20 protein-coding genes and 9 pseudogenes are annotated in these 25,218 nt (G+C 52.9%); 9 read left to right on the top strand and 20 right to left on the bottom strand.

What is annotated here, in order from left to right; translation table 11 throughout:
* Positions 1 to 420: 420 nt before the first annotated feature.
* Positions 421 to 861 (top strand): annotated as a pseudogene (locus tag SOPEG_RS08850) (fumarylacetoacetate hydrolase family protein); the annotation flags it as partial.
* A gap of 35 nt (positions 862 to 896) precedes the next feature.
* Here SOPEG_RS08850 and SOPEG_RS08845 read toward each other — a convergent pair.
* The 3 genes and pseudogenes from SOPEG_RS08845 to istA form a co-directional block, all read right to left on the bottom strand.
* Positions 897 to 2,106: pseudogene (locus SOPEG_RS08845) on the bottom strand (IS256-like element ISSoEn2 family transposase).
* A gap of 192 nt (positions 2,107 to 2,298) precedes the next feature.
* Positions 2,299 to 3,048, bottom strand: a complete 750-nt coding sequence (istB, locus tag SOPEG_RS08840; RefSeq protein WP_025245062.1) for an IS21-like element ISSoEn3 family helper ATPase IstB — start codon at positions 3,046 to 3,048, stop codon at positions 2,299 to 2,301.
* Between the two features lie 11 nt (positions 3,049 to 3,059).
* Positions 3,060 to 4,610, bottom strand: a complete 1,551-nt coding sequence (gene istA, locus SOPEG_RS08835; RefSeq protein WP_081742964.1) for an IS21-like element ISSoEn3 family transposase — start codon at positions 4,608 to 4,610, stop codon at positions 3,060 to 3,062.
* A 166-nt stretch (positions 4,611 to 4,776) separates the two neighbouring features.
* On the opposite strand from istA, the pseudogene SOPEG_RS08830 reads away from it, so the two are divergent.
* Positions 4,777 to 5,007: pseudogene (locus SOPEG_RS08830) on the top strand (fumarylacetoacetate hydrolase family protein); the annotation flags it as partial.
* A gap of 116 nt (positions 5,008 to 5,123) precedes the next feature.
* Entirely contained in the window at positions 5,124 to 5,573 is a 450-nt protein-coding gene (locus SOPEG_RS08825) for a YcgN family cysteine cluster protein (protein ID WP_025245059.1), read from the top strand.
* 236 nt (positions 5,574 to 5,809) lie between these two features.
* On the opposite strand, the gene SOPEG_RS08820 is transcribed toward SOPEG_RS08825, so the two are convergent.
* A complete protein-coding gene (locus tag SOPEG_RS08820; protein WP_025245058.1) occupies positions 5,810 to 6,733 on the bottom strand; it encodes an IS5-like element ISSoEn1 family transposase in 924 nt (307 codons plus the stop codon).
* Between the two features lie 901 nt (positions 6,734 to 7,634).
* Entirely contained in the window at positions 7,635 to 8,165 is a 531-nt protein-coding gene (dsbB, locus tag SOPEG_RS08815) for a disulfide bond formation protein DsbB (RefSeq protein ID WP_025245057.1), read from the bottom strand.
* Positions 8,166 to 8,482: 317 nt separating this feature from the next.
* Between dsbB and fadR the strand changes: the two genes are divergently transcribed.
* Positions 8,483 to 9,211 (top strand): fatty acid metabolism transcriptional regulator FadR, encoded by a 729-nt coding sequence (gene fadR / locus SOPEG_RS08810; RefSeq protein WP_025245056.1) that lies wholly within the window; start codon positions 8,483 to 8,485, stop codon positions 9,209 to 9,211.
* Between the two features lie 49 nt (positions 9,212 to 9,260).
* On the opposite strand, the pseudogene SOPEG_RS08805 reads toward fadR, so the two are convergent.
* Positions 9,261 to 10,794 (bottom strand): annotated as a pseudogene (locus SOPEG_RS08805) (SpoVR family protein).
* A gap of 810 nt (positions 10,795 to 11,604) precedes the next feature.
* Here SOPEG_RS08805 and SOPEG_RS08800 point away from each other — a divergent pair.
* Together SOPEG_RS08800 and dadX are read left to right on the top strand one after the other, a co-directional pair.
* Positions 11,605 to 12,891, top strand: a pseudogene (locus tag SOPEG_RS08800) (D-amino acid dehydrogenase).
* 45 nt (positions 12,892 to 12,936) lie between these two features.
* Positions 12,937 to 14,007: a catabolic alanine racemase DadX gene (dadX, locus tag SOPEG_RS08795; protein ID WP_025245055.1), complete on the top strand. Its 1,071-nt coding sequence runs from the start codon at positions 12,937 to 12,939 to the stop codon at positions 14,005 to 14,007.
* A gap of 33 nt (positions 14,008 to 14,040) precedes the next feature.
* On the opposite strand, the pseudogene SOPEG_RS08790 reads toward dadX, so the two are convergent.
* A pseudogene (locus SOPEG_RS08790) lies at positions 14,041 to 15,237 on the bottom strand (Bcr/CflA family efflux MFS transporter).
* Positions 15,238 to 15,455: 218 nt separating this feature from the next.
* Here SOPEG_RS08790 and SOPEG_RS08785 point away from each other — a divergent pair.
* Positions 15,456 to 15,890, top strand: a complete 435-nt coding sequence (locus SOPEG_RS08785; protein WP_025245054.1) for a MarR family winged helix-turn-helix transcriptional regulator — start codon at positions 15,456 to 15,458, stop codon at positions 15,888 to 15,890.
* A 456-nt stretch (positions 15,891 to 16,346) separates the two neighbouring features.
* Here SOPEG_RS08785 and SOPEG_RS26175 read toward each other — a convergent pair.
* Together SOPEG_RS26175 and SOPEG_RS08775 are read right to left on the bottom strand one after the other, a co-directional pair.
* A pseudogene (locus SOPEG_RS26175) lies at positions 16,347 to 17,555 on the bottom strand (IS256-like element ISSoEn2 family transposase).
* 60 nt (positions 17,556 to 17,615) lie between these two features.
* Positions 17,616 to 18,077 (bottom strand): annotated as a pseudogene (locus tag SOPEG_RS08775) (IS5 family transposase); the annotation flags it as partial.
* Positions 18,078 to 18,149: 72 nt separating this feature from the next.
* On the opposite strand from SOPEG_RS08775, the gene SOPEG_RS08770 reads away from it, so the two are divergent.
* Positions 18,150 to 19,073 carry an IS5-like element ISSoEn1 family transposase gene (locus SOPEG_RS08770; RefSeq protein ID WP_025243904.1) on the top strand — a complete coding sequence of 308 codons (924 nt, stop codon included), beginning with the start codon at positions 18,150 to 18,152 and terminating at the stop codon, positions 19,071 to 19,073.
* Positions 19,074 to 19,118: 45 nt separating this feature from the next.
* On the opposite strand, the gene SOPEG_RS27300 is transcribed toward SOPEG_RS08770, so the two are convergent.
* The 10 genes from SOPEG_RS27300 to SOPEG_RS08740 form a co-directional block, all read right to left on the bottom strand.
* The gene (locus SOPEG_RS27300; protein ID WP_148297034.1) at positions 19,119 to 19,418 is read right to left on the bottom strand and encodes an ATP-binding protein; all 300 of its coding nucleotides are present in this window, start codon (positions 19,416 to 19,418) and stop codon (positions 19,119 to 19,121) included.
* Between the two features lie 311 nt (positions 19,419 to 19,729).
* Positions 19,730 to 19,873 carry a protease FtsH-inhibitory lysogeny factor CIII gene (locus SOPEG_RS27295; protein ID WP_148297019.1) on the bottom strand — a complete coding sequence of 48 codons (144 nt, stop codon included), beginning with the start codon at positions 19,871 to 19,873 and terminating at the stop codon, positions 19,730 to 19,732.
* A gap of 15 nt (positions 19,874 to 19,888) precedes the next feature.
* A complete protein-coding gene (locus tag SOPEG_RS31165; protein ID WP_071882156.1) occupies positions 19,889 to 20,098 on the bottom strand; it encodes a ParE family toxin-like protein in 210 nt (69 codons plus the stop codon).
* A complete protein-coding gene (locus tag SOPEG_RS08765; RefSeq protein WP_025245050.1) occupies positions 20,088 to 20,339 on the bottom strand; it encodes a hypothetical protein in 252 nt (83 codons plus the stop codon). The genes SOPEG_RS31165 and SOPEG_RS08765 overlap by 11 nt, the downstream gene beginning before the upstream one ends.
* Complete coding sequence (locus SOPEG_RS24390; RefSeq protein ID WP_071882151.1) at positions 20,332 to 20,529, bottom strand: hypothetical protein; 198 nt, start codon at positions 20,527 to 20,529, stop codon at positions 20,332 to 20,334. The genes SOPEG_RS08765 and SOPEG_RS24390 overlap by 8 nt, the downstream gene beginning before the upstream one ends.
* 174 nt (positions 20,530 to 20,703) lie before the next feature.
* Positions 20,704 to 21,360, bottom strand: coding sequence for a DUF7666 domain-containing protein (locus SOPEG_RS08755; protein WP_025245048.1), 657 nt, complete (start codon positions 21,358 to 21,360; stop codon positions 20,704 to 20,706).
* 11 nt (positions 21,361 to 21,371) lie between these two features.
* The gene (locus SOPEG_RS29370) at positions 21,372 to 21,701 is read right to left on the bottom strand and encodes a hypothetical protein (protein WP_051419566.1); all 330 of its coding nucleotides are present in this window, start codon (positions 21,699 to 21,701) and stop codon (positions 21,372 to 21,374) included.
* A 36-nt stretch (positions 21,702 to 21,737) separates the two neighbouring features.
* Entirely contained in the window at positions 21,738 to 22,124 is a 387-nt protein-coding gene (locus SOPEG_RS29365; protein ID WP_236851710.1) for a Rha family transcriptional regulator, read from the bottom strand.
* A gap of 131 nt (positions 22,125 to 22,255) precedes the next feature.
* Positions 22,256 to 22,519, bottom strand: a complete 264-nt coding sequence (locus tag SOPEG_RS08745) for a helix-turn-helix transcriptional regulator (protein ID WP_236851708.1) — start codon at positions 22,517 to 22,519, stop codon at positions 22,256 to 22,258.
* Positions 22,520 to 22,530: 11 nt separating this feature from the next.
* On the bottom strand, positions 22,531 to 23,151 hold the full coding sequence (locus SOPEG_RS08740) for a leucine-rich repeat domain-containing protein (RefSeq protein ID WP_025245046.1): 621 nt from the start codon (positions 23,149 to 23,151) through the stop codon (positions 22,531 to 22,533).
* 386 nt (positions 23,152 to 23,537) lie between these two features.
* On the opposite strand from SOPEG_RS08740, the gene SOPEG_RS08735 reads away from it, so the two are divergent.
* Positions 23,538 to 23,789, top strand: coding sequence for a CCDC90 family protein (locus tag SOPEG_RS08735; RefSeq protein ID WP_236851706.1), 252 nt, complete (start codon positions 23,538 to 23,540; stop codon positions 23,787 to 23,789).
* Between the two features lie 100 nt (positions 23,790 to 23,889).
* Here SOPEG_RS08735 and SOPEG_RS08730 read toward each other — a convergent pair.
* A pseudogene (locus SOPEG_RS08730) lies at positions 23,890 to 25,099 on the bottom strand (IS256 family transposase).
* Positions 25,100 to 25,218: the final 119 nt, after the last annotated feature.

Here is a 25,218-nt window from a genome sequence, read left to right as displayed (position 1 = left end):
GTTGCTCCACCTCCTGCTTTCTCTGTTCACGCAGGGCAAAGCGCTTTGGTCGTCATGCTCGGGGGTGACAAACCGGTTGCCGTTTGGGCGACAGTTTGCACACTGCGACGGCGCTTTCGATATTCCCTTAACGAAGGAAAAGCCTTAGGCGCCAACGCGTCTTCAGCCAATATGAAGCTGAGGTCATCGGCCAGGGTCGCGCAGGGTCTGCCGCTAACGCCATAGCATCACCGCCACGACGGCACCCTGTCGCCCACGTCGGCACCATGCCCCCACGTCGCCACCATGAAGCCCACGTCGGCACCCTGCCGCCTACGACGGTGGAAGAAATGTGCCGTGGGGCTACCCCTTTGCGTCGTCTGGCGTATGATAACAGCGTTAAACAAGTAAACAGAGTGTTAACGATTGCAGGAGAGAGCAATGTATCAGCATAGAAATTGGCAGGGCTCACTGTTGGATTTTTCGGTCAGCAAGGTGGTGTGCGTCGGCAGCAACTACCGTAATCATATCAAAGAAATGGGCAGCGCCACCCCCAGCGAACCGGTGCTATTCATCAAGCCCGAGACCGCGCTGTGCGATATTCATCAACCTATCGTGATTCCTACCGATCGGGGGGAAGTGCATCATGAGGTAGAGCTGGCTATTTTGATTGGCGCGCCGTTAAAACAGGCTAACGAGCAGCAGGTCGCTCAGGGTATCGCCGGCGTGGGCGTGGCGCTGGATTTAACGCTGCGAGATCTGCAGGCGCAGTTCAAAAAAGCAGGGCAGCCCTGGGAGAAAGCGAAAGGTTTTGATGGCGCCTGTCCGATTTCGGGGTTTATTCCGGCAGCGGAATTCGGCGATCCCCAACAGGTGCAGATTCGACCCTGTACACGATTCTGTGTAAATGCCTTTTCTCAGAAGTGACCGTCCAGGCGGTCACCGAACTCGATAATAAAGCGGCTCATTGCCATGCGCCAGTCCCTCAAAGGCATTGTCCATTTCTGTGAGGCCGCCTGTATCGCCAGCCACACCACCTTTTTCACTGCGTCGTCGGTCGGGAACACCTTGCGCTTTTTGATGGCATGCCGGATCACGCTGTTTAACGACTCGATGGCGTTGGTCGTGTAGATCACCTTGCGGATGTCCGTTGGGTAGGCAAAGAACGTGGCCAGATTGGCCTAGTTTGCCTGCCAGCTTCGACTTATTTGCGGGTAGCGGATGTCCCAGGCACTGGAGAACGCTTCCAGCGCCTGCAAGCCGGCTTCTTCCGTAGGGGCCTGATAGATAAGCTTTCAGGTCGCGGGTGACGGCCTTGTAGTCCTTCCAGGAGACGAACCGCAGGCTGTTGCGCACCATATGCACGATACACAGCTGGAGCCGCGCCTCCGGATACACCGCGTTAATAGCGCCAGGGAAACCTTTCAGCCCGTCTACGCAGGCGATAAGGATATCGTTCAGGCCGCGGTTTTTCAGCTCTGTCAGCACGTTCAGCCAGAACTTTACACCTTCATTTTCGGCCAGCCACATACCTAGCAACTCTTTCTGGCCTTCGATGTTGATGCCCAGCGCCAGGAACACAGATTTGTTGATGATGCGGCTGTCCTGCCGGACTTTTAGAACGATACAGTCAAGATAAACAATGGGATAGATTGCATCCAGAGGCTGGTTTTGCCATTCGACAACCTGCTCCATGACCGCATCGGTGACCTTTGAGACCAGCGCCGGCGAGACATCGGCGTCATACAGCTCTTTGAACGCGGCGGCGATCTCGCGGGTGGTCATCCCTTTGGCGTACAACGATAAAATCTGGTTATCCATCCCGGTAATCCGGGTCTGGTTCTTCTTCACCAGTTGCGGTTCAAAGGAACCGTCACGATCGCGCGGAGTACGCAGCGCCAGCGGGCCATCGCCAGTGGTAACGGTTTTTGTGGAATAGCCGTTGCGGGCGTTGGTCCCCGGTTTAGGCTGATTTTTATCGTAGCCGAGGTGATGGGTCATTTCGGCATTGAGAGCTGCTTCGACGCTGATTTTTTTCAGCAGCCGATCGAAGTGACTGAGATCTTCAGGGGTTTTGAGATTTTTGGCCAGTTCGTTAGCCAGAGCCTGCAACTGTTTTTCGTCCATAAATTAACCTGTTTTTGATGTTGGATTGAACATATCAAAATCAGGCAAATACACAAATTTCTAAACAGGCCTCGCAGATTCCGACGTATCCGATCAGCTGTTCCGGCGACATCCGATCAGTTATTCCGATATTTTCCGATCACCCATTCCAGTGATATTCGATCACGTGTTCGCTCATCTTCTGACTCGGGTTTAGTCTATTTTTCCTGTGCTGGCTACTCCTTGCTCTTTGCGTAGTGATTCGCCTTTAAGTTCCAGTCTATAGCTGGGGTGTACTAACCGATCGAGTAACGCGTCAGCTGTCGTGGGGTTTTCTATCAGTCCATACCATTTTTTCACCGGCAGTTGACTGATCAGGATGCTGCTGCTTTTGTCGTAGCGATCTTCCATCACCTCCAACAGCATCGTTGCCTGCATCGGACTTATTGATTCTAGGCCCACGTCGTCCAAGATCAGTAACTCTATTTTTTCTAACTGCTTAAGCTGTTTTAGATAGGTCCCGTCTACCTGACACTGGTGAAGATGGGCCAGCAACCGACCCACTCGCCAGTAACGCACGCTATATTGCTGCCGGCATGCCTGCTCACCAAGCGCATAATTGAGCCAGGTTTTGCCCGTACCTGTCGGCCCCGTGATGAGTATGCTTTTCTGATATTTCAGATATTGTCCCCCTAGCAGATCTCGCATCTGTTCCGGTGTCACTCCTCGGCTAGGGATATAGCGGATATCTTCCGGTTTTGCCTGCAAGCGCATTTGCGATTGCCGTCGCAGACGGCATATGTGGTTGTTTTTTTTATGCAAATTTTCCGATTCTACCATAAGCGACAACCGCTCCTCGAACCCCAGCTCCCCATAACTCCCCGGGAGTTCGCGTTGCGTCTCCAACGCCTGGACCATTGCCGACAACTTCAGTTCTCGCATAGCCATTAACAGTGTATCCATATTTATTCTCCTTAGTGATAACTGTCCGGACCTCGGAGGTTTTCGTGAACCAGCATTGATACGCCGGCTCCGTCCTGGGTGACCTCACTTTCACGACCGTGTTTCAATACGTTGGCTATGAAAGAGCGGTTAATGCATCCTTTTTCCAACGCCAGCGCGCAGGCCTTCTCCAGTCGCGTCGTCTCATAGCGCCGTTGCAGATTGAGTAGCCCCAGCACGGAGCGGTAAGCCTGCTCCGGATGGGCTTTGCTCTTTTGGATGGACTCGACCACTTTCAGTGTGCACACACCCACCGACAGCGCCCAACTGCACAGCCTTTCCGGCGTCCATTGACTCTGCCCCTTATGGTTAGCCGGCATGTGCGCCGCCTGAGTCGTGTGCCTATAGGCGTTATCGCTTCGAGGGTGCGTAGCCACGCAGACGCCCTTATGGTGGATTTGCACCAGCCGTTGGGTGGCGATGACGTCAACGCGCTCGCCAACCAGCGGATGCGGCACCGAGTACCAGTTTTTTCCGTAGTCTATGTGGTAATCAGGTCCCACTCGGGCAACGAGATACTCACTGTATTCCCATTGTGTGGGCGGTAGAGGCCCAAGAGCCGGTTTGTCCAGCTGCTCGAAGCGTTCAAGGCGACTTTGTCCGCCGTAATGACGCATCGGGCGCAGATTCAACTCATGATTGAGTTCTCGTATCACCTGGTTGAGTTCGGCCAGCGAGTAGAACCTACGTTTACGCAACCGGGCCAAAACCCAGCGTTCTACCAGCTGCACAGTTGATTCTGCCTTCGCCTTGTCTTTCGGTTTTCTCGGGCGCGCCGGTAGCACCACTGTCTCATAGTGATTTGCCAGCGCCTGGTAGCTCTGGTTTATGACCGGCTCATAGCGGTCAGGGGTGCTGACAGCGCTGCGCAGATTATCAGGTATCATCAGCTCCGGAACCCCACCCATGAAGTGCAGGCAGCGGCTATTGGCGTTGAGCCACGATGCCATGTCCTGGCCTTCGCAGGCTTCGATATACGCATAGCCTGACACGCCCATGGCAGCGACGAAGATAGCGACCTGGCGTACGCTACCGGTCGCAGGGTTGACGATAGGTACGGTGGGGCCACAGAAGTCGATGAAGAGCTTTTCGCCAGCCTTGTGCTCCATGCGCATGGAACGCCGCTGCTTCTTTTTCCAGTCACGGAACAGTGCACAAAACTGTGAGTAACCGAGGGCATCACCGCCCACGGCGGACTGATATTCAATCCAGAGCAGCTGCTTGGTCATGCCCTTGCGGCTTAACTCGGTATCGATATCAAGCCAGCTGGGTAATGTATTGATAACTTTTCCGGATTTGCCGGGATAGAGCAGGCGGTCGAGGTCGACGGGGGACAGTTCCGCCGGCAATGGCCAGACCAGGTTAGCTACCGTGAATCGGCCGAGGATATCGTGCACGGTAGTACAGCCTATGCCGAGCGCTGCTGCGATAGTGCGATTCGAGCGACGCTGCTCGAATTTCATACGTAACACATTAATATAGATGCACATTTCTGTTCTCGCTTTCTTCTTTTTACGTGCCATGCCATGCCCCCGGAAGCTAAAAGTCTCCAGAGTATGGCGGAACAGAAGATGAGCGATCGGACAAAATCGGAATCGCTGATCGGGCGACCGGAATCAGTGATCGGATGAAATCAGAATTAGTGATCGGGTGAAATCGGAATCAGTGATCGGATGTGACCGGAACCAGCAACAGGCGGATTTGACGCTAACGGTTAACGATCAGGTTCGGCAAACGGGCAATACCCGCGACATGATCCATCCCATCCTGCCGCTCATTGCGTATATGAGCCGTTTCTTTACCTTGCGTCCCGGCGATATTGTACTGACGGGTACGCCAGAAGGGGTCGCAGCGCTTAAGCCCGGCTATGCGCTCACGGTAAGTCTGAATCAGCATCAATTGAGCACGCGGATAATTTAGCGTTTGATTTTACGCCCGGCCGCTTGTCGTCGCGCCTGATCCTGCGCCGAAAAAAGTTGCATGCGGGGGGGAAAGCATTATATAACGCCCCCTTGATTCCCGTTATGGAGACCACCATGCCTGAACGCCCCTTTTGGCAGACCAAAACCCTGGCTGAAATGTCCGATGAGGAGTGGGAGTCCCTGTGCGATGGCTGTGGGCGCTGCTGCCTGAATAAATTGATCGATGCGGATACGGATGAAATCTATTTCACGAATGTCGCCTGTAATCTACTCAATTTAAAAACATGCCAGTGTCAACATTATGCCAACCGATTTGTCTATGAGCCGGACTGTATCAAGTTGACCCGGGAAAATCTGACCACCTTTGACTGGTTATCTCCCACTTGCGCTTATCGGTTGCAGAGTGAAGGCAAACCGCTGCCCCATTGGCACCCCTTGTTGAGCGGCTCAAAGGCCGCGATGCACGGCGAGCGTATTTCGGTCCGCCATATTGCGGTGCGGGAAAGCGACGTCGTCGACTGGGAAGACCACATATTGAATAAGCCTGACTGGGCCAAAGGATAAACGCCGCACGCGCGGGGGCTTTCACTCGCGATGAGGTCGGGCTGTCCCGCGCAATAAGGAGGAGAGTGCATTTTCGCTATAGCTCGTCGCCTGGCGCACGGGTCAATCTCCGTGCCTTTGGCACGACTTTACTGATATCGCGGCGCCTTAACGCCATTATTCCGGGTTTCGCCGGTATGGCGCTTTGTTGAATAAATCCGAAATTTTTGACGACTTCCTCCCTATCAGGGCGATTGTTACATGATGCGGACGCTGTTTGGCATTCCTAACAACGTGATCCGGTTAAGCGCTTTGACCATTGCCATAGCCTCACCTACCTGCGCGTCATAGTCATGCAGACTCAGATGACCACCCAGAAGTATTTTAAACCGGAACATGGCCGTTTCAGCCAGTGAACGCCGGTGATAACCTACTTTCTTTTTCCAGGTATCGTTATTGCCGCTCAGATGCTGATTTGCCACCGCATGGTTACGCTCATGGTATCGAGCTGGCCAATATTGCGCACCACTTCGCGGTGGGATAAGCGGCTTTATTTTTTTCCTCAGCAGAGCATCATGACAGTAACGCGTATCGTAAGTACTGTCAGCCGACGCTTCCCTGATTTTCCGGTGGGTTTGGTTAATCAGCCCGGGCAGCGCCTGCGCATCTGTCGTACCGCTTAGCGATAAATCGGCACAGATAATTTCATGTGTCGCGCTATCTACTGCCAGATGAAGCTTGCGCCATACTCTGCGCCTCTCAGCCCCATGCTGCCTGACTTTCCATTCGCCTTCGCCGAAGATTTTCAGGCCGGTGCCATCGATGACCAGGTGTGAGATTTCGCCGCGGGTTGGCGTTTTTATGCTGATGTCGACGGTTTTTGCTCGCCGGCTGACCAGAGAGTAATCTGGGCAGCGCAGCGACAGCCCCATCAGTTTAAAAATCGAGTCAACGAAACCCTGTAACGCCCGGAGCGAAAGGTTAAACACGCGCTTTATCATCAGAACCGTGGTAATGGCCATATCGGTGTAGTGAAGCGGCCGGCCACGATGTTCAGGTGGTGTACTCTCAGTCCATGCAGCAATGGCTGACTCATCAAGCCATACTGTCAGGTCCCCCCGCTGCCTGAGCGCATTGTTATATGCGGGCCAGTTGGTGATTTTAAACTTTTGCTTTGCCATGGGGACCTGATGTTGAAACGAATGTAGTGATCAGAGCCGCCAGTCACCTAAAAGTTCGATTTATTCAACAAAGCTCAACGCCAGAAAGAGGGTTTGGCACACGGGCCGTCCTGTTGACGTTGAATCTGAATGAGGGGCGTGGTCATATTTTGTCTTCCCGTTTATTAAGCTCAACGCGCTGTCTGAAATTGTATTCATATTCTTCCTCTTGTTATGGTCTCGGTAGTTGAGATGAACAAACCAAGCACTATTGGCGCCATCATACCTTCTTTAGATAACAATAACGTAAACGGCCGACGCCAGGCATTAATTAATTGTGCAATGACTTATTAATGTCGTGCTTATGCAATTCATAAGCAATGCATAGCAATAAATACATCGCCTAAAGGTGAAAAAAATAAACTATTCGCCGCGGGTAGGGTATTGCAATAATTGTTATCAGTTTAAGATTGTTTTTGACTATAATACTGTGGGTCATAAATAAATCGGGTGCGGGTGAGGCAGGTATTTATTACTTCTTGTGTCTCCTTCCATTGCTCCACGCGCCATGAGCCAGTAAAGTGGTGTTGATGCTTAACCGCTGAACATGACGCTCTTTCGCTAAGCACGTCATGCACTGTGCGGCGAAGCGTCATTAAAAAAGAGTCCGGCTCATAGAGGGGTGTTATTAAAGCCGACGCACGAAAAACCTCTTAGCGGTAACGACGGCGCGGATGCGCCGGGTATAAACGCGTCCGATCTCAATTTGACGGTTAATGGCGCAGGGGCCGTGTGGAAACGAAATGAATAAGGCCGTTGTTTTAGGCATACGGCGATAAATAGGCGGATAATTTTATCGTTGCCGCGTGGCGATCGTCGGCGCATGACGGCATAGCGGCGCTGTCATGCGCCCATGCCGCCATCAGCGGGAAAAGAGGTCGCGTTTGCGCGGAGGGAAGAATTGCGCGAGCAAAATGATCGCCGCTACCGCCAGGTAGGCGCCGAAGATGACAATCATCCATTGTGGCATCTCCAGCGACAGGAAATGCCATTGGCGAACGGCGCAATCGCCGCTGGCGCTGAAGACCGACGGCAGCCACTTGTCCAGCGGCAGCCAGGCGGGGAAATTCACGAAAAAGTCGCAGGTGACGAAGGGGGATGGATGAAGTTGGATATCGGTATGCTTCATTGCCAGCAGCAGGCCTTGCCAGGCGCTGTACAGCCAAATCGCCAGACCGGCGAAACGCAGCGGCGTGGCGGGCGCGATGGCGCTTACCAGACCGGCGGCAACGACGCCGTAGAGGGCGCAACGTTGATAAATACACAGGACGCAGGGTTTAAACAGCAATACATGCTGAAAGTAGAGCGCAACCAGTTCCAGCGCGAAGGCGGTCAGTGCCAATAGTAACCAGGCTGCACGATTTTTGGAGCAGCGGTTTAACGATTGCAACATAGAGGGTTGTCCAGAGCAGTTATAAGTGGCGTGAAACGAGCATTCTAAATCAAAAAACAACAGACACCAGCGACTTTTCCGTCGGCGGCATACCAGAGCCCGCGCCGTTTTACTATTATTGAAGTTACCCCACGTGTACGGCGCGGAAAAAAGGTCCTTTTGGCTGCCGATAGTCATAAGCGGGAGATGGGTTATAGTCTGCCGGCAGCGGGCAAGGTAAACTAACTCGCTTGTTCATGATGAAGTCACCCCGCGCCCGCTCGCAAGGGAGGGTGAGAGGCATGTGAATTGTTAGAGTTGCTATGGAACAAACGAATATGGTCATCAAGGCGCAAAGTCCTGCCGGTTTCGCGGAAGAATTTCTGATTGAAAGCATCTGGAACAATCGCTTTCCGCCTGGCTCCATCCTGCCTGCGGAGCGGGAGCTTTCCGATCTGATAGGTGTCACCCGCACCACGCTGCGGGAGGTACTGCAGCGACTGGCCCGTGACGGCTGGCTTAAAATCCAGCACGGCAAGCCGACCCGGGTGAATAATGTATGGGAAACGTCCGGTTTGAATATCCTGGAGACGCTGGCGCGGCTTGATCATGACAGCGTGCCTCAGCTCATTGATAATTTGCTCTCGGTGCGCACCAACATCGCCGCGATTTTCATTCGTCTGGCGGTGTCGCTGTATCCTGATAAAGCACAGGCGGTGCTCTCACAGGCTGCGGCGGTGGACGATAAGGCGGAAGCGGATAAGGCTGATGCCTTCACCGAATTGGATTACCGCATTTTCCACGGCCTGGCGTTTGCCTCAGGCAATCCTATCTACGGCCTCATTTTTAACGGCCTGAAGGGGCTTTATTTACGGGCGGGGCGCTATTATTTTACTAATCCGCAGGCCCGCGAACTGGCGCGCAATTTCTATAGCCAGCTGGCGACGCTATGCCGCGCGGGGCTATATGATCAGGTCATGGAGTTGGTGCGCCGCTACGGTAATGAGAGCCGGGATATTTGGGGCGCCATGCAATCCGCGATGCCTAAAGATATCGTGGGAATTTGACCTCGGCGAAGGCGCCGCCCTGGGATGGACGGCGGCCCTTTGGAAGGCATCAGAGCGGCGGCTGGCGCGGCGGACAGCGTTCGATAAGCTCGATATTGCCCCCGTCGTTCACCTGCTCCATATAGACGTCAAAGCTCCATAACCGATGAATATGCTTCATCACTTCGCGGCGGCTTTTCGCCAGGCCAGCGGCGCGCGGTTTTGCGGCGTGTAACGCAGCGTCAGCGACCGATCGCCGCGCAAATCCACATTCCGAATCTGAATATCCGGCTCCAGATTGCTCAAATTGTACTGGGAAGAGAGCTCCTGGCGTATTGCCTGATACCCTTCTTCGTTATGGATGGCCGCGATTTCCAGATAGTTGTTGTGATCGTCGTCGAGTACCGTAAACAGGCGAAAATCTCGCATCACCTTCGGCGATAGGAATTGACTAATAAAGCTTTCGTCTTTAAAGTTGTACATGGCGAAATGCACCGTTTCCAGCCAATCGCTGCCGGCGATATCGGGGAACCAGCGGCGGTCTTCTTCCTCCGTGGGCGATTGGCAGATGCGCTTTATATCCTGGAACATGGCAAAACCCAGCGCATAGGGGTTGATGATGCTGTTATAGGGCGGCTGATAGACCACATTGGTATGACTATGCAGGAATTCCAGCATAAACCTATCGCTGACTTTACCTTCATCATACAAGTGATTGAGGATGGTATAGTGCCAGAAAGTGGCCCAGCCTTCGTTCATGACCAGGGTCTGTTTTTGCGGATAGAAATACTGGTTGACTTTGCGCACGATACGCAATATTTCCCGTTGCCAGGGTTCGAGCAGCGGCGCGTTTTTTTCCATGAAATACAGCAGGTTTTCCTGCGGCTCCTGGGGGTAGCGCAAACGCTGTTCCGTCACTTCCTCTTTTTCCCTGCGCGGTAGCGTGCGCCACAGTTCGTTGACCTGGCTTTGCAAATACTCTTCCCGGCTCTTTTGGCGGGATTTTTCTTCCTGCAGCGAGATTTTTTGCGGGCGTTTGTAACGGTCGACGTCGTGATTCATCAGCGCATGGCAGGAGTCCAATAATTGCTCCACCTGTTCAACGCCATAGCGCTCTTCGCATTTGGTAATATAGTTGCGGGCGAAAATCAGGTAGTCAACGATAGAGCTGGCATCGGTCCAACTGCGGAAAAGGTAATTGTTTTTGAAAAACGAATTGTGCTCGTAACAGGCGTGAGCCATGACCAGCGCCTGCATGGGCATGGTATTCTCTTCCATAAGGTAGGCGATACAAGGATTGGAATTGATCACAATCTCATAGGCCAGCCCCTGCTGACCGTGCTTATAGCGCTGCTCGGTTTCGATAAACTTTTTGCCAAATGACCAGTGGGTGTAATATTGATAGGCATCCCCACGCTGGAATAGGCGTCCATCATCTGTTCGGAAGTGATGACTTCTATTTGATGGGGGTAGGTATTCAGCCGATAATGTTTGGCTACCCGGTCAATTTCATCGAGATATTGCTGGAGCAGTTCAAATGTCCAATCCGGTCCATCGCTAAGACATGTGGCAGAGCGTGATCGTTCATCAATAGAAATCGTCATCAGCGCACCTCATCGTTACAGACAGCACGAGATCATGCTGTCTTATTATTAATCCTAGCGCAAGATGAAAATCGCGGAGGATGCGCTAAGGCACCTTCGCGCCTGGACGCCTCTCTATTTAGAACGCGCGACGGGCTAGGAGCCAAGCGCCGCTAGCAGGGGCCCGGCCGCACAGGGTGTCGGCGGCGAGCCCGCGCGGGAACCAAGCGCCTTAGCCACGATAGCCTGCCGGGCAGACATGACCGAACGTCGGAAGGGCAACAGGCGCACCTGTGAAATCGCGCCCGGAACCTTAATGCTGGCGCGCGCCCTGGGAGCCGAGTGCGAACGGGAGTACGGATGCCTACTTCTAACACCGTGCGCAGCACCGCGCCGCTGGCGTGTGGCCCCTGTACAACGCGCCGTACGCGCCGTGCTATCATGTTGTGAGGCACAGGCGTGGGAAAGTCTCTGGCAGGATGCCGGCAGGGCATTATCCGCTGTCTGACGCGTTAAACCCTATTACCTGCTTATCGCAAGACTCGCCCTTATCAGCGCGTCGTGGGCATGACGCGGGAATGGCGACGTTTTTTGTGCTGTAGAATGATGAGAGTTGAGAGGTTAATGCTGATTTTCTAGGCTTATTATCACTTTAAATGATTAAATCAGTTTTTTCATTTTGCTATTGAATTAGCCTCGCGGCAAAGTATTTAATAAAATGTAAATAACTCTCCGGTTGGCGTTATTGACGCTCGCGGTGCATCTTTCTCATCATCTTTCCTACGCCCGCATTTTATGCTGTGGCGGATGTGGGTATAAGGCAAGACAATCATGCAGGTAATTGTGTTAGGCAGTGGCGTGATAGGCGTGACGTCGGCCTGGTATTTGGCTCAGCAGGGGCATCAGGTCACCGTGCTCGATCGCCAGCCCGGTCCGGCGCTGGAAACCAGCGCAAACAATGCCGGCCAAATATCGCCCGGGTATTCTGCGCCCTGGGCCGCGCCGGGAGTGCCGCTCAAAGCCATTAAGTGGATGTTTCAGCGCCACGCGCCGCTGGCCGTCAGATGGCATGCCGATGCGGAGCAACTGCGCTGGATGTGGCAAATGCTGCGCAATTGCGATAGTAGACATTATTATATTAATAAAAGCCGCATGGTGCGGCTGGCGGAATACAGTCGCGATTGTTTGAAAGCGTTGCGCGGCGAAACCGGTATCAGCTATGAAGGCCGTCAGGGAGGAACGCTGTAGTTGTTCTGCACCGATAAGCAATTCGCCAACGCCCAGAGAGATATTGCGGTACTGCGCGCTGAAGGCGTACCTTATTCGCTTCTGGAGGCCAACCAATTGGCCAATGTCGAGCCAGCGCTGGCCGGCGTAGCCCATAAGCTCTCCGGTGGTTTACGCTTGCCGAACGATGAAACCGGCGATTGCCAATTATTTACCCGCCACCTTGCCGCCATGGCGGCGGAAAAGGGCGTCGCATTTCGTTATAACTGTCAAATCGACGCGCTGGTGCGCAATGGCAACCGCATTGACGGCGTAAGCTGCGGCCGGGAAATCGTGCACGGCGATGCCTATGTGATGGCGTTGGGGTCATATTCCACCGCCATGCTAAAAGATGTGGCCTCTATTCCGGTTTATCCGTTGAAGGGGTATTCGTTAACGATCCCGTTGGCGGATGAGCAGGGCGCGCCGGTATCCACCGTGCTGGACGAAACCTATAAAGTGGCGATCACCCGCTTCGATCGGCGTATTCGGGTGGGAGGAATGGCGGAAATTGCCGGCTTCAATACCGAGCTGCCGTCGAAATGCCGGCTGACCCTGGAGACCGTGGTGCGCGATTTATTTCCCACCGGCGGCCATATTGAGCAAGCGATGTTCTGGACCGGCCTGAGGCCGATGACGCCGGACGGCACGCCGCTGGTGGGTGCCACGGCGCTTAACATCCTGTATCTGAATACCGGTCACGGTACGCTGGGCTGGACAATGGCGTGTGGCTCGGGACGATTACTGGCGGATATTATCAGCGTGCGGGTGCCGGAAATTCGTTATGACGATCTGTCCGTCGCGCGTTATGCGCCTGGATTTGATGCCGTCGCCGTTGCGCGACGGATCTGAGGCCGCCTCGCGCGGCCGTTTCTTGAGAGGTAAGGAGCTGTTTTCATGCCACGTCCGATTGTCGCTATGGTGGATTTAGCTGCGCTGGCGTCAAATTTAACCATTGTCCGCCGCCATGCGCCGCAATCGCGCGTGTGGTCGGTGGTCAAAGCCAATGGCTATGGCCATGGCCTGAGCGCCGTTTGGCAGGGGTTGCAGCAGACGGACGGTTTTACGCTGCTGGATCTGAATGAGGCGGTCGTGCTGCGGAAGAAGGGCTGGCGCGGCCCCATTTTACTGCTGGAGGGATTTTTTCAGCCGGCTGATTTGGAGGAAATCGATCGCTATCGATTGACCACCGCTGTTCACAGCGACTGGCAGATCGACGCCCTGCGGCGCATGACCCCGCGTGCGCCGCTGGATATTTACCTCAAACTGAACAGCGGCATGAATCGGCTGGGCTTCAGCGATCGGGCGCTGCCCGGTGCCTGGCAAGCGCTAAGCGAGCTAAAGCAGGTGGCGACGCTGACCTTGATGACCCATTTCGCTTATGCCGACATGCCGGAAGGGGTCGAGGCGCAAATGGCGGTAGTGGCGCGCGCCGGCGATGGGCTGACGGGCCCGCGCTGTCTGGCGAATTCCGCCGCGACTTTATGGCATCCTAAGACCCATGGGCAATGGGTCCGGCCCGGCATTATTCTTTATGGCGCCTCCCCGAGTGGCGACTGGCAAGACATCGCCGCCAGCGGTTTGCGGCCGGTAATGACGTTAGAAAGCGAATTGATTGCCGTGCAGTCGGTGCCCGCCGGGGGACGCATCGGTTACGGCGGTCGCCACCGGCTAAGCGAGACGCAGCGGGTCGGCGTTGTCGCCTGCGGTTACGCCGATGGCTATCCGCGCCACGCGCCCACCGGGACGCCGGTTTGGGTCGACGGCGTCAGAACGCGCACTCTGGGCGCGGTTTCCATGGATATGCTTATGGTGGACTTGCAGCCTTGTCCACAGGCGCGTATTGGCGCTAAGGTCGAACTTTGGGGGGATCACGTCAAAATCGATGAGGTCGCCGCCGCCGCCGGTACCCTGGGCTATGAACTCATGAGCGCGCTGGCGCCGCGGGTGACGGTCCAGCTCCGCTAACCCGTGCCGCGGCCGCGAAATGCCGGGAGAAGGTTACGGGCGCAACCGGGTCAATCGTGGCGCGCTGTGGCGCGCGCGCAGCCGGGCCGCGAAAGCAAATACCGTCCCCAATAGCATCACCAGCGCCAGCACCTGGCGTGGCGCCAGCGGCCGCGCCATCATCGACAGGCTGACCGCGGCCGCGCCGGCCATCTGCACAAAACCATTCAGCGCTGACGCCACGCCCGCCTCCTCGGCGAACGGCTCGAGCGCATAGCTGGTGGCGGGCTCCATTAAAAACGCCAGTCCGGCACAAGCGGGGCGACGGGTAACATATAACTCAGCCAATGGGTCTGCCAGCTCGCCGGCGCCGCCGTGACGCTGAACAGCAGCATCAGACTACCGAGCGCCATGAATACCGTGCCGAACGTCAGACAAACGGGGCGTCCCATTTTGCGAATCACCCGATTGGCGATAACGCTCGCCAGCATGATCCAAAACCCGTTCGCGCCGAATACCATCGAAAAGCCCAGCGGCGTAAGGCCGCCTTCGCCCATCAGGACCTGTGACGATAACGAAACGTAGGTCAACGCCATCGCCATAGCGCCCGTATTCACCAGCGCGAACAGAATAAAACGGCCTTGGGTCGCTATCTGCCAGTAGCGGACAAATGGCAGCGTGGTTGACGCCCTCGTGCCAGCCGGACGCGTTTCAGCCAGGCCTACCGCCGTCAATATCCCAACCAGCAACGAAAAGGCGGCCAAGGCCCAAAATGGCGCGCGCCAGCCGAAACCGGCCGCCAGTAGACCGCCCGCCATCGGCGCCAGCGCCGGCACAATATTCAGTGTGCCATTAAGAAAACTGAAGGCGCGAGCCGCATCGTCATCGTCCAGCCTGTCACGCACGCAGCTGAACAACGCAACGGTCGTGCAGCACACCGCCAGTCCCTGCAACACCCGCGATAAAACGAAGAGCCAAGGAAGGGTCGCCGCCGCTGCCAGAAGGGCGCCTGCGCCATACAGCGTGACTCCGGCCAGCGCCAGCGGACGGCGTCCAAAATAGTCCACCAGCGGTCCGGTAATCAGTTGCCCGAGGCCCATAACGCCAATAATAGAGCGGGATCGTTGACTGGATGAGCGATTCGTCGGTCTGGAGGCCGTGGGCGATGAGGGGGATAACGGGTAGATAAAGATCGATGCCCAGCGGACCCAGTAATACCAGCAGTAGTAGAAGGAAAAGAAACTTTTGCATTGACACGCCACGCCATGAAGGGATGGAAAGCATAATAATAGTTGCCAGGTAAATAAAGCATTGAATGCTGTTAGGATAATTTATTTCCCTGATAACGATGAACGGATGTGCATGATTGGTAAGGGATCATTTCTTTGTTCGACAATGCGTGTGTCATTGGTCTTCGTAATCAATGTGTGATAATTTTTAACATAGTGTGTCTTTACCTGATACGGCTGATGAAAACTGAATATAAAAATTTTTCAAAAATGTTGCATTTGACCTCGCGCGCGCTGCGCATGGCTATTGACCGGCGCCTGAAATATTTGGGTCTCAGTCAGGCGAGCTGGGTGGCGGTGGCGGCTATCGCCGGCGCGGAATCACCGCTGTCGCAAAGCGAACTGGCGCAGCGGCTCGGCGTTGAAGGTGCAACGGTGGTAACGATGGTGGACCGTCTGGTCAAAATCGGTCTGGTACTGCGCATCCCCACCCCGGCCGACCGGCGTAAAAAGCTGCTGGTGGTCACCGATGAGGGTAAAGCGCTGTATGAGAAAGTGCGCACGGAAGCGGATGCTCTGGGCAAGGAGATCCTTGAGGATGTCGATGCCCGGGATATGCAGGTGGCCATGCGGGTGCTCGAGAAGGTCTACAGCGCGACGGAAACGCTGACCTGACCGGCGACGGAGGAACGCCCTGAGCGGTGCGCGGCAAGAGGGCGACGTAGCGGCCGCAGACGTCTAACCGTTGGCGCTTTTTGAGATCGGTTGAACGCCGGCGTTCTCACTCTGGGCCTAAGGGCTTCGCACCGGCGCTGACTCCACGTGTGGGGTGGCAAGCATTTCTGGACTCTCAGGGGGAACGGTGGATTAGCCGGAAGCCCTTTACTGGCGCGGCTTACAGCCATTTTAAGGATTTTGGACTCGTCGCAAAAAATGAGCGAAAAATGAGTTTTTTGCACTATATTCTGGACTGGATTGGCCGTGGTTTGAGTAAGTTTGAAAGCCGTTTAAACAGTTTCAATTAACGATTTTGTTGATAAACATACTCAATGCATAAATATTTTATATATTTAAACTTAAACGGCTCTTTTGCTATAGACCCTGTACACGATTCTGTGTAAATGCCTTTTCTCAGAAGTGACCGTCCAAGCGGTCACCGAACTCGATAATAAAGCGGCTCATTGCCATGCGCCAGTCCCTCAAAGGCATTGTCCATTTCTGTGAGGCCGCCTGTATCGCCAGCCACCACCACCTTTTTCACTGCGTCGTCGGTCGGGAACACCTTGCGCTTTTTGATGGCATGCCGGATCACGCTGTTTAACGACTCGATGGCGTTGGTCGTGTAGATCACCTTGCGGATGTCCGTTGGGTAGGCAAAGAACGTGGCCAGATTGGCCCAGTTTGCCTGCCAGCTTCGACTTATTTGCGGGTAGCGGATGTCCCAGGCACTGGAGAACGTTTCCAGCGCCTGCAAGCCGGCTTCTTCCGTAGGGGCCTGATAGATAGCTTTCAGGTCGCGGGTGACGGCCTTGTAGTCCTTCCAGGAGACGAACCGCAAGTGTTGCGCACCATATGCACGATACACAGCTGGAGCCGCGCCTCCGGATACACCGCGTTAATAGCGTCAGGGAAACCTTTCAGCCCGTCTACGCAGGCGATAAGGATATCGTTCAGGCCGCGGTTTTTCAGCTCTGTCAGCACGTTCAGCCAGAACTTTGCGCCTTCATTTTCGGCCAGCCGCATACCTAGCAACTCTTTCTGGCCTTCGATGTTGATGCCCAGCGCCAGGAACACAGATTTGTTGATGATGCGGCTGTCCTGCCGGACTTTTAGAACGATACAGTCAAGATAAACAATGGGATAGACTGCATCCAGAGGCCGGTTTTGCCATTCAACAACCTGCTCCATGACCGCATCGGTGACCTTTGAGACCAGCGCCGGCGAGACATCGGCGTCATACAGCTCTTTGAACGCGGCGGCGATCTCGCGGGTGGTCATCCCTTTGGCGTACAACGATAAAATCTGGTTATCCATTCCGGTAATCCGGGTCTGGTTCTTCTTCAACAGTTGCGGTTCAAAGGAACCGTCACGATCGCGCGAAGTACGCAGCGCCAGCGGGCCATCGCCAGTGGTAACGGTTTTTGTGGAATAGCCGTTGCGGGCGTTGGTCCCCGGTTTAGGCTGATTTTTATCGTAGCCGAGGTGATGGGTCATTTCGGCATTGAGAGCTGCTTCGACGCTGATTTTTTTCAGTAGTCGATCGAAGTGACTGAGATCTTCAGGGGTTTTGAGATTTTTGGCCAGTTCGTTAGCCAGAGCCTGCAACTGTTTTTCGTCCATAAATTAACCTGTTTTTGATGTTGGATTGAACATATCAAAATCAGGCAAATACACAAATTTCTAAACAGGCTCTGGCATTCCTAACAACGTGATCCGGTTAAGCGCTTTGACCATTGCCATAGCCTCACCTATCTGCGCGTCATAGTCATGCAGACTCAGATGACCACCCAGAAGTGTTTTAAACTGGAACATGGCCGTTTCAGCCAGTGAACGCCGGTGATAACCTACTTTCTTTTTCCAGGTATCGTTATTGCCGCTCAGATGCTGATTTGCCACCGCATGGTTACGCTCATGGTATCGAGCTGGCCAATATTGCGCACCACTTCGCGGTGGGATAAGCGGCTTTATTTTTTTCCTCAGCAGAGCATCATGACAGTAACGCGTATCGTAAGCACTGTCAGCCGACGCTTCCCTGATTTTCCGGTGGGTTTGGTTAATCAGCCCGGGCAGCGCCTGCGCATCTGTCGTACCGCTTAGCGATAAATCGGCACAGATAATTTCATGTGTCGCGCTATCTACGGCTTTGTTGAATAAATCGAACTTTTAGGTGACTGGCGGCTCTGATCACTACATTCGTTTCAAAATCAGGTCCCCATGGCAAAGCAAAAGTTTAAAATCACCAACTGGCCCGCATACAACAATGCGCTCAGGCAGCGGGGGGACATGACAGTATGGCTTGATGAGTCAGCCATTGCTGCATGGACTGAGAGTACACCACCTGAACATCGTGGCCGGCCGCTTCACTACACCGATATGGCCATTACCACGGTTCTGATGATAAAGCGCGTGTTTAACCTTTCGCTCCGGGCGTTACAGGGTTTCGTTGACGCGATTTTTAAACTGATGGGGCTGTCGCTGCGCTGCCCAGATTACTCTCTGGTCAGCCGGCGAGCAAAAACCGTCGACATCAGCATAAAAACGCCAACCCGCGGCGAAATCTCACACCTGGTCATCGATGGCACCGGCCTGAAAATCTTCGGCGAAGGCGAATGGAAAGTCAGGCAGCATGGGGCTGAGAGGCGCAGAGTATGGCGCAAGCTTCATCTGGCAGTAGATAGCGCGACACATGAAATTATCTGTGCCGATTTATCGCTAAGCGGTACGACAGATGCGCAGGCGCTGCCCGGGCTGATTAACCAAACCCACCGGAAAATCAGGGAAGCGTCGGCTGACAGTGCTTACGATACGCGTTACTGTCATGATGCTCTGCTGAGGAAAAAAATAAAGCCGCTTATCCCACCGCGAAGTGGTGCGCAATATTGGCCAGCTCGATACCATGAGCGTAACCATGCGGTGGCAAATCAGCATCTGAGCGGCAATAACGATACCTGGAAAAAGAAAGTAGGTTATCACCGGCGTTCACTGGCTGAAACGGCCATGTTCCGGTTTAAAATACTTCTGGGTGGTCATCTGAGTCTGCATGACTATGACGCGCAGGTAGGTGAGGCTATGGCAATGGTCAAAGCGCTTAACCGGATCACGTTGTTAGGAATGCCAAACAGCGTCCGCATCATGTAACAATCGCCCTGATAGGGAGGAAGTCGTCACAAATTTCGGATTTATTCAACAAAGCGTAAATTTGTCATAACCCCGTTGGGTCGCTCGTCTCATAAACTCATCAACAAGGACACTTTGAAAGTCATCAATAACAATGATATCTTTATTGTGCGCTCTTAATATATTTAATATCTTGACTGGGTCATTTGTCCTTGCGACGTTAAGCCCCACTTTCCAGCCAGAAGATTTAAATGGCAGTGGTTTATTGATGCACTGAATAATCCCTGTTTTTTCTGGGTCAAGATTTCTCAGACTGGTAGATTTGCCACTACCTGATTCGCCCAATACTAATGTTGCTATACTCATCGTTCACCTCAAAAAGGTTCGTTACCGTTCGGCATGAAGTATCTGATATTTAGCTTTGCGGTATGTGCATAATGCAGTGATTACTTCTTGGCTTCACGCATGCCTAATCGACGATATTCAAGCGCCTGAATTAAGCAGAAGCGTCGCCATTCCTGATTGATTCGCAGTGTTTGCGGGAAGTCAGCCAGTTTACTTGATGAGCTCATTTCTCCTCCGTGCTTCATATATCTTGATGGTGATATCCCATAGCAACGCGTCGTGTAATCGTAGAGATTCGGCGATTAGCGCCTGAATTAATTTATTGGCATAGCTCATAGAGGATTGCCTTCCTGCCGGAGAATATCGATAAGTTTCCTGCATCCATTCCTCAGCCATTTTATGATTTTATCCAATAGGGTTTCTTCCGGGTGATAGCTCCCCATGAGGGCAGCATTACCCGCGAATGCGTAATTCATGGGGTGCTCCTGTTATTATATTGTTATTTGTGTATTGTATGTTGCGTGACTCATGGTTTTCCAACTCTGACCGTTATATTTCGATAACATACGCCAGCAAAGGGAAAACCGTATTGATAAATAGCCTGTTCGTCGGATACGTCTCGCGTGGATAAGCCCTTCACGGTACAGGCGTTCAAATCGCTTCGCCCGCTCTCTTACCCCGATGGGTATTTTAGGTTTCATGCTCCTTCTCCAGTTTACTGAGAATTTTCTGTAATGTTTCGGCCTGTACAAATTGCACAGCAATACATTCAAACGTCAGCCTGACGCCGAGCAGTGTCAGTAATGCCAATATACCGTCGGTGACTTGCATATAGGGCGCGGCTGTACCGCTGAACGATGCAAGGGCCAGTACCAGACAAGCAATGCATGAAATAATGAACAGCGTGTTGATAATCTTCAGTGTCCAGAATGTTTTAAACATGGGCATGCTCCATTATTGCGTCGATAAGCTCCTGGGTATCTACGGTAAATCGTTCCAGGGTTTTACAACCTCCAACTTTAGCCCCGGCCACTCTGCATCCGACATCGTCATCAGAAACGAGCAGAGAAAAACCACCTTCCTGATTGTGACTTATTTCTATGTGAACTTTCTTACCACGGAAATTATTCATCAATACTTACCTCCTGCGTGCATGGACGCTGCTGCAATGGTTCCTGTTGGCGGGCATCCTGAGTTTAATGTTTAAAGATGTTATTCCGAAACTGCGGGGCGGCTGACGTACATCCTCGTCAACTTGTTCCCTTCCTGGTGTGCAGATGCTTCCAGTGCAAAACTGAACCAGAGGTTAATCATCGGCCTCTTCAAACTCGCCGTTTGCATTAAGCACATACCAGGTATCCGGTTTCACGCCGTTATCACCCACCCTGCTGGCGCGGATGTGGATAATGTTGCCCTCACTATTGCGATAGCACAGTACAATTTCGCCGCCCTCAGCGGCTTTGGCCTTACCCTGCGCGCCGAGAGACGCGGCAACCGATCCGAAGCCGCTAACGCCTGCGGCTGACTGGTCGCCCGCATTGGTGGCGACGGACTGGTAGCCGGTGTTGGTGGCAACTGACCAGTCGCCAGTGTTGGTAGCGGCTGACCCGCGGCCTTCAATGATCGTCTGTTCTGCGGACTTATCAATTTTACTCGCTATGCACTCGACGGCGCGGCCAACCATTTGGTGGAGGGACAGTTCCTTCTTAATGGTAATTGTGCTACTGGTGAGTTTGCCGCCTACCGCTTCATGGGCGATATCGCCGGATACCTCAACCTCGGCAAAACGATGGTTTGCTGGCTCGTAGTAGCAGAAGATATCGAGCGGATATTCGCAGGCATGGAAACCTGAACTACAGATTTCTACCGCGCCCTCGTGCTGGTAGGTTTTCCCGATCTCGAACTGATAATCACGGCAAGTCATATCGGCGTTAAAGCCTTTGTAGGCGGTGATTTTGGTCATGGTGTTTATCCTTATGCAGCCTGAAGATATTTGTCGTGGGTGAATTCGCCGTTCCAGTCTTTCTTCATCGGAAGCTCGCCTTTCAGATAGTGGCGATAAAGCCATTTAGCACCGTCTTGTAACAGAATGACTTCATATAATTGCATGTCGCCTTTATATGATTTGATGGTATATGGTGATTCAGTGAAATATTTATCACGTGCGTGAGCTTTCACGCGCCATATATAGGACTTGTTCGTGTCTTTTTGCGCGTCGTAGAGAAAATTACGTTCGGCCAAAAACAGGCTGACACGGTTGATATTCACGCCGTTGAGTTGCTTGCAGAACTTGACCGGCGTCATTCCTGTTTGAAATAAGCTTTGTAAGCAATGAATCTCTTATTCTTGCTTCTTGTTGACCAATGCCAGATGTTGTTTTTCCTCTGCAAGTTTGGCAGCGAGGCGCAGTGCATCGGGGTATGTTTGCGGAATAGCTGGCTTCTTGGCTTGTTCTTCCAGTTCACGCCAGCGCTTGGCAACTTTATGGCGAAGCTCAATGCTGTACCCCATGACGAGTGTCATCGTTAAGTCCTGGTCAAGCAAAAACTCCTGATAGACGCGTCCTTTGCTGTCTTTGTAATCAGCCGAAAAGTCGGCCGATTGAATATTGAGCGCCTCGAACATTTTGCGGCAGTCCTCCAGCACGTGTTTATGCTGCTTTTCGGTCAACTTCGCAATCTCGCGGCTGGACATGGTTAATGTTTGTGCAATGGTTAAATTTTGCATGCAGATATACCTCGTTGGTTAAAACGATAATGGAACCCCGGCACGATACCGGGGCGAGATTAGTGATTAGTGGCGTTGTAGGAACTGGCTAACGTTCGCCTGTTGCCATTTTTCTAGCGCGTGGGTTATCCTTATTTCTTATTTTTTACTGTGCCGCCAGTTAAGGCAAAAAACACCAGCCGGACCAGAAAGACAGAAAGCAGATTATTTAAAAAGTAAAGATTAAATTTGCTTTTTATTGCATCAAGCATCTTTTCAACCGTTATGTAAGCAACATCACGCGCCGCTGCAATCTCTTTTTTGGAGAGGCCAAGAGAGAAGAGCATCGCCGTTTCAAGCTGTTCTATCGTGGTCAGCTCAGGGAACACATCACGGAATTTTTCTACTTGTTTCACGTTAAAGGACTTCATGCCGCACCCCCGGTTTTCCTGCGTTGCTCTAATTCAGCCACGCATTCCCGCGCCGCCTGTTCGACATCTGCTATTACTGATTCGCCGTCAAACTCTTTCAATGTGTAAATCTTTTCGTTAACAACAACGCAGTACGCGCCATTTAGCCAAGCAGCAAAAACCGTGTAATAGTCATGTTTCCAGAATTCACGATAGACAATGTTGGTTATTCTGTTGGGCTGTAAATATATTGACCCATAAACTTCAAGGTTATCCGGCAAGCTAGAAATGCCCGTATAGCAGAGGTCAATACTGCCACCGACGCTCAAGTTTTCCGGTAGGCGGGTAATGCCTGTGCGGCTGAGACCAAGATCACCGCCAACACTCAGACCATTCGGTAGACTGGTTATGCTTGCACCGCGGAGGTAAAGGCTGCCATCAACACTCAAATTGTCCGGCAAGCTGGTTATGCTTGTACCGCGGAGATCAAGCCAGCCTCTAACACTCAGGTTGTCCGGTAAATTGGTAATGCTCGCATCATGGAGATTGAGGTTTCCATTGACGAAAATCTTATCTCCGTCAATGGAGTACGGGACCTTCTTTTTCTGCAACATATCAATGAAGTCATTCATGTTCATGGAGGTAACTCCTTTCGTTGATGTAGTTAATTACTTTGTAAACTTCATAGGTGAACTATTTTTGAGGCCACCTTCGGTTAGCTTGTATACAGCGGTCTTGGTAGCTCCCGTACTTCCGATGGCTCGTTTGGTCTTGAGCGTTCCGTTCTCCAGTTCGTTTAGCCAACGAAGGGCCGTTGCCTCAAGCGGTTCATTTAGAGTTCCAGTGGCACATGGCAGATATCGTTCAATCTGTATCCAGATATCGCCTCGTCGTTGAAAGAACCTTCCGTTTTGTGTTGAATAGTTAGCACCATAAATGCTTGGAAATGCCGGAGCCATTGGTGTTACTCCTTCCGTTGATGTGGTGGATACGCTACACTTGGCATAAACAGGAGGACTTCCCCATGGGCCAAGTCGCATTTGATACTCAAGAATTCGTTGAGACACTGGAAAAAGCCGGGTTGCCGAAAGAGCAGGCCAAGGCGATTTCTATTGCCGTCCGTAAGTCTCATGAGGTGGCGGGTGTGGCTACCAAGCGTGACCTTGACGATGTCCGTAAGGACTTATCCGCAGAGATAGCCGATGTCCGTAAGGATATTGCTAACAGGTTTGATAAGCTGGGATTACAGATGACGGTTCGTGTCGGAGGATGCTGATTGCTGCCGTTGGCCTCATGACCGCTATTTTGAAAGTGCTGAAATAGCTTCAGCCATACACCCGCGGAGCCCGTACCGGATTCTGTGTAAATGCCTTTTCTCAGAAGTGACCGTCCAGGCGGTCACCGAACTCGATAATAAAGCGGCTCATTGCCATGCGCCAGTCCCTCAAAGGCATTGTCCATTTCTGTGAGGCCGCCTGTATCGCCAGCCACACCACCCTTTTCACTGCGTCGTCGGTCGGGAACACCTTGCGCTTTTTGATGGCATGCCGGATCACGCTGTTTAACGACTCGATGGCGTTGGTCGTGTAGATCACCTTGCGGATGTCCGTTGGGTAGGCAAAGAACGTGGCTAGATTGGCCCAGTTTGCCTGCCAGCTTCGACTTATTTGCGGGTAGCGGATGTCCCAGGCACTGGAGAACGCTTCCAGCGCCTGCAAGCCGGCTTCTTCCGTAGGGGCCTGATAGATAGCTTTCAGGTCGCGGGTGACGGCCTTGTAGTCCTTCCAGGAGACGAACCGCAGGCTGTTGCGCACCATATGCACGATACACAGCTGGAGCCGCGTCTCCGGATACACCGCGTTAATAGCGTCAGGGAAGCCTTTCAGCCCGTCTACGCAGGGGATAAGGATATCGTTCAGGCCGCGGTTTTTCAGCTCTGTCAGCACGTTCAGCCAGAACTTTGCGCCTTCATTTTCGGCCAGCCACATACCTAGCAACTCTTTCTGGCCTTCGGATGTTGATGCCCAGCGCCAGGAACACAGATTTGTTGATGATGCGGCTGTCCTGCCGGACTTTTAGAACGATACAGTCAAGATAAACAATGGGATAGACTGCATCCAGAGGCCGGTTTTGCCATTCGACAACCTGCTCCATGACCGCATCGGTGACCTTTGAGACCAGCGCTGGCGAGGCATCGGCGTTATACAGCTCTTTGAACGCGGCGGCGATCTCGCGGGTGGTCATCCCTTTGGCGTACAACGATAAAATCTGGTTATCCATCCCGGTAATCCGGGTCTGGTTCTTCTTCACCAGTTGCGGTTCAAAGGAACCGTCACGATCGCGCGGAGTACGCAGCGCCAGCGGGCCATCGCCAGTGGTAACGGTTTTTGTGGAATAGCCGTTGCGGGCGTTGGTCCCCGGTTTAGGCTGATTTTTATCGTAGCCGAGGTGATGGGTCATTTCGGCATTGAAAGCTGCTTCGACGCTGATTTTTTTCAGCAGCCGATCGAAGTGACCGAGATCTTCAGGGGTTTTGAGATTTTTGGCCAGTTCGTTAGCCAGAGCCTGCAACTGTTTTTCGTCCATAAATTAACCTGTTTTTGATGTTGGATTGAACATATCAAAATCAGGCAAATACACAAATTTCTAAACAGGCTCTGTGACTCCCCAATCAGCTGTATCTCCGCAGAAAATGGGGAGTCGCT

It is taken from the genome of Candidatus Sodalis pierantonius str. SOPE, assembly GCF_000517405.1.
In the GTDB taxonomy this organism is placed as follows: domain Bacteria; phylum Pseudomonadota; class Gammaproteobacteria; order Enterobacterales; family Enterobacteriaceae; genus Sodalis_C; species Sodalis_C pierantonii.
The sequence above is the reverse complement of the archived record's forward strand: the minus strand, read 5'-3'. Positions and strand labels throughout refer to the sequence as shown.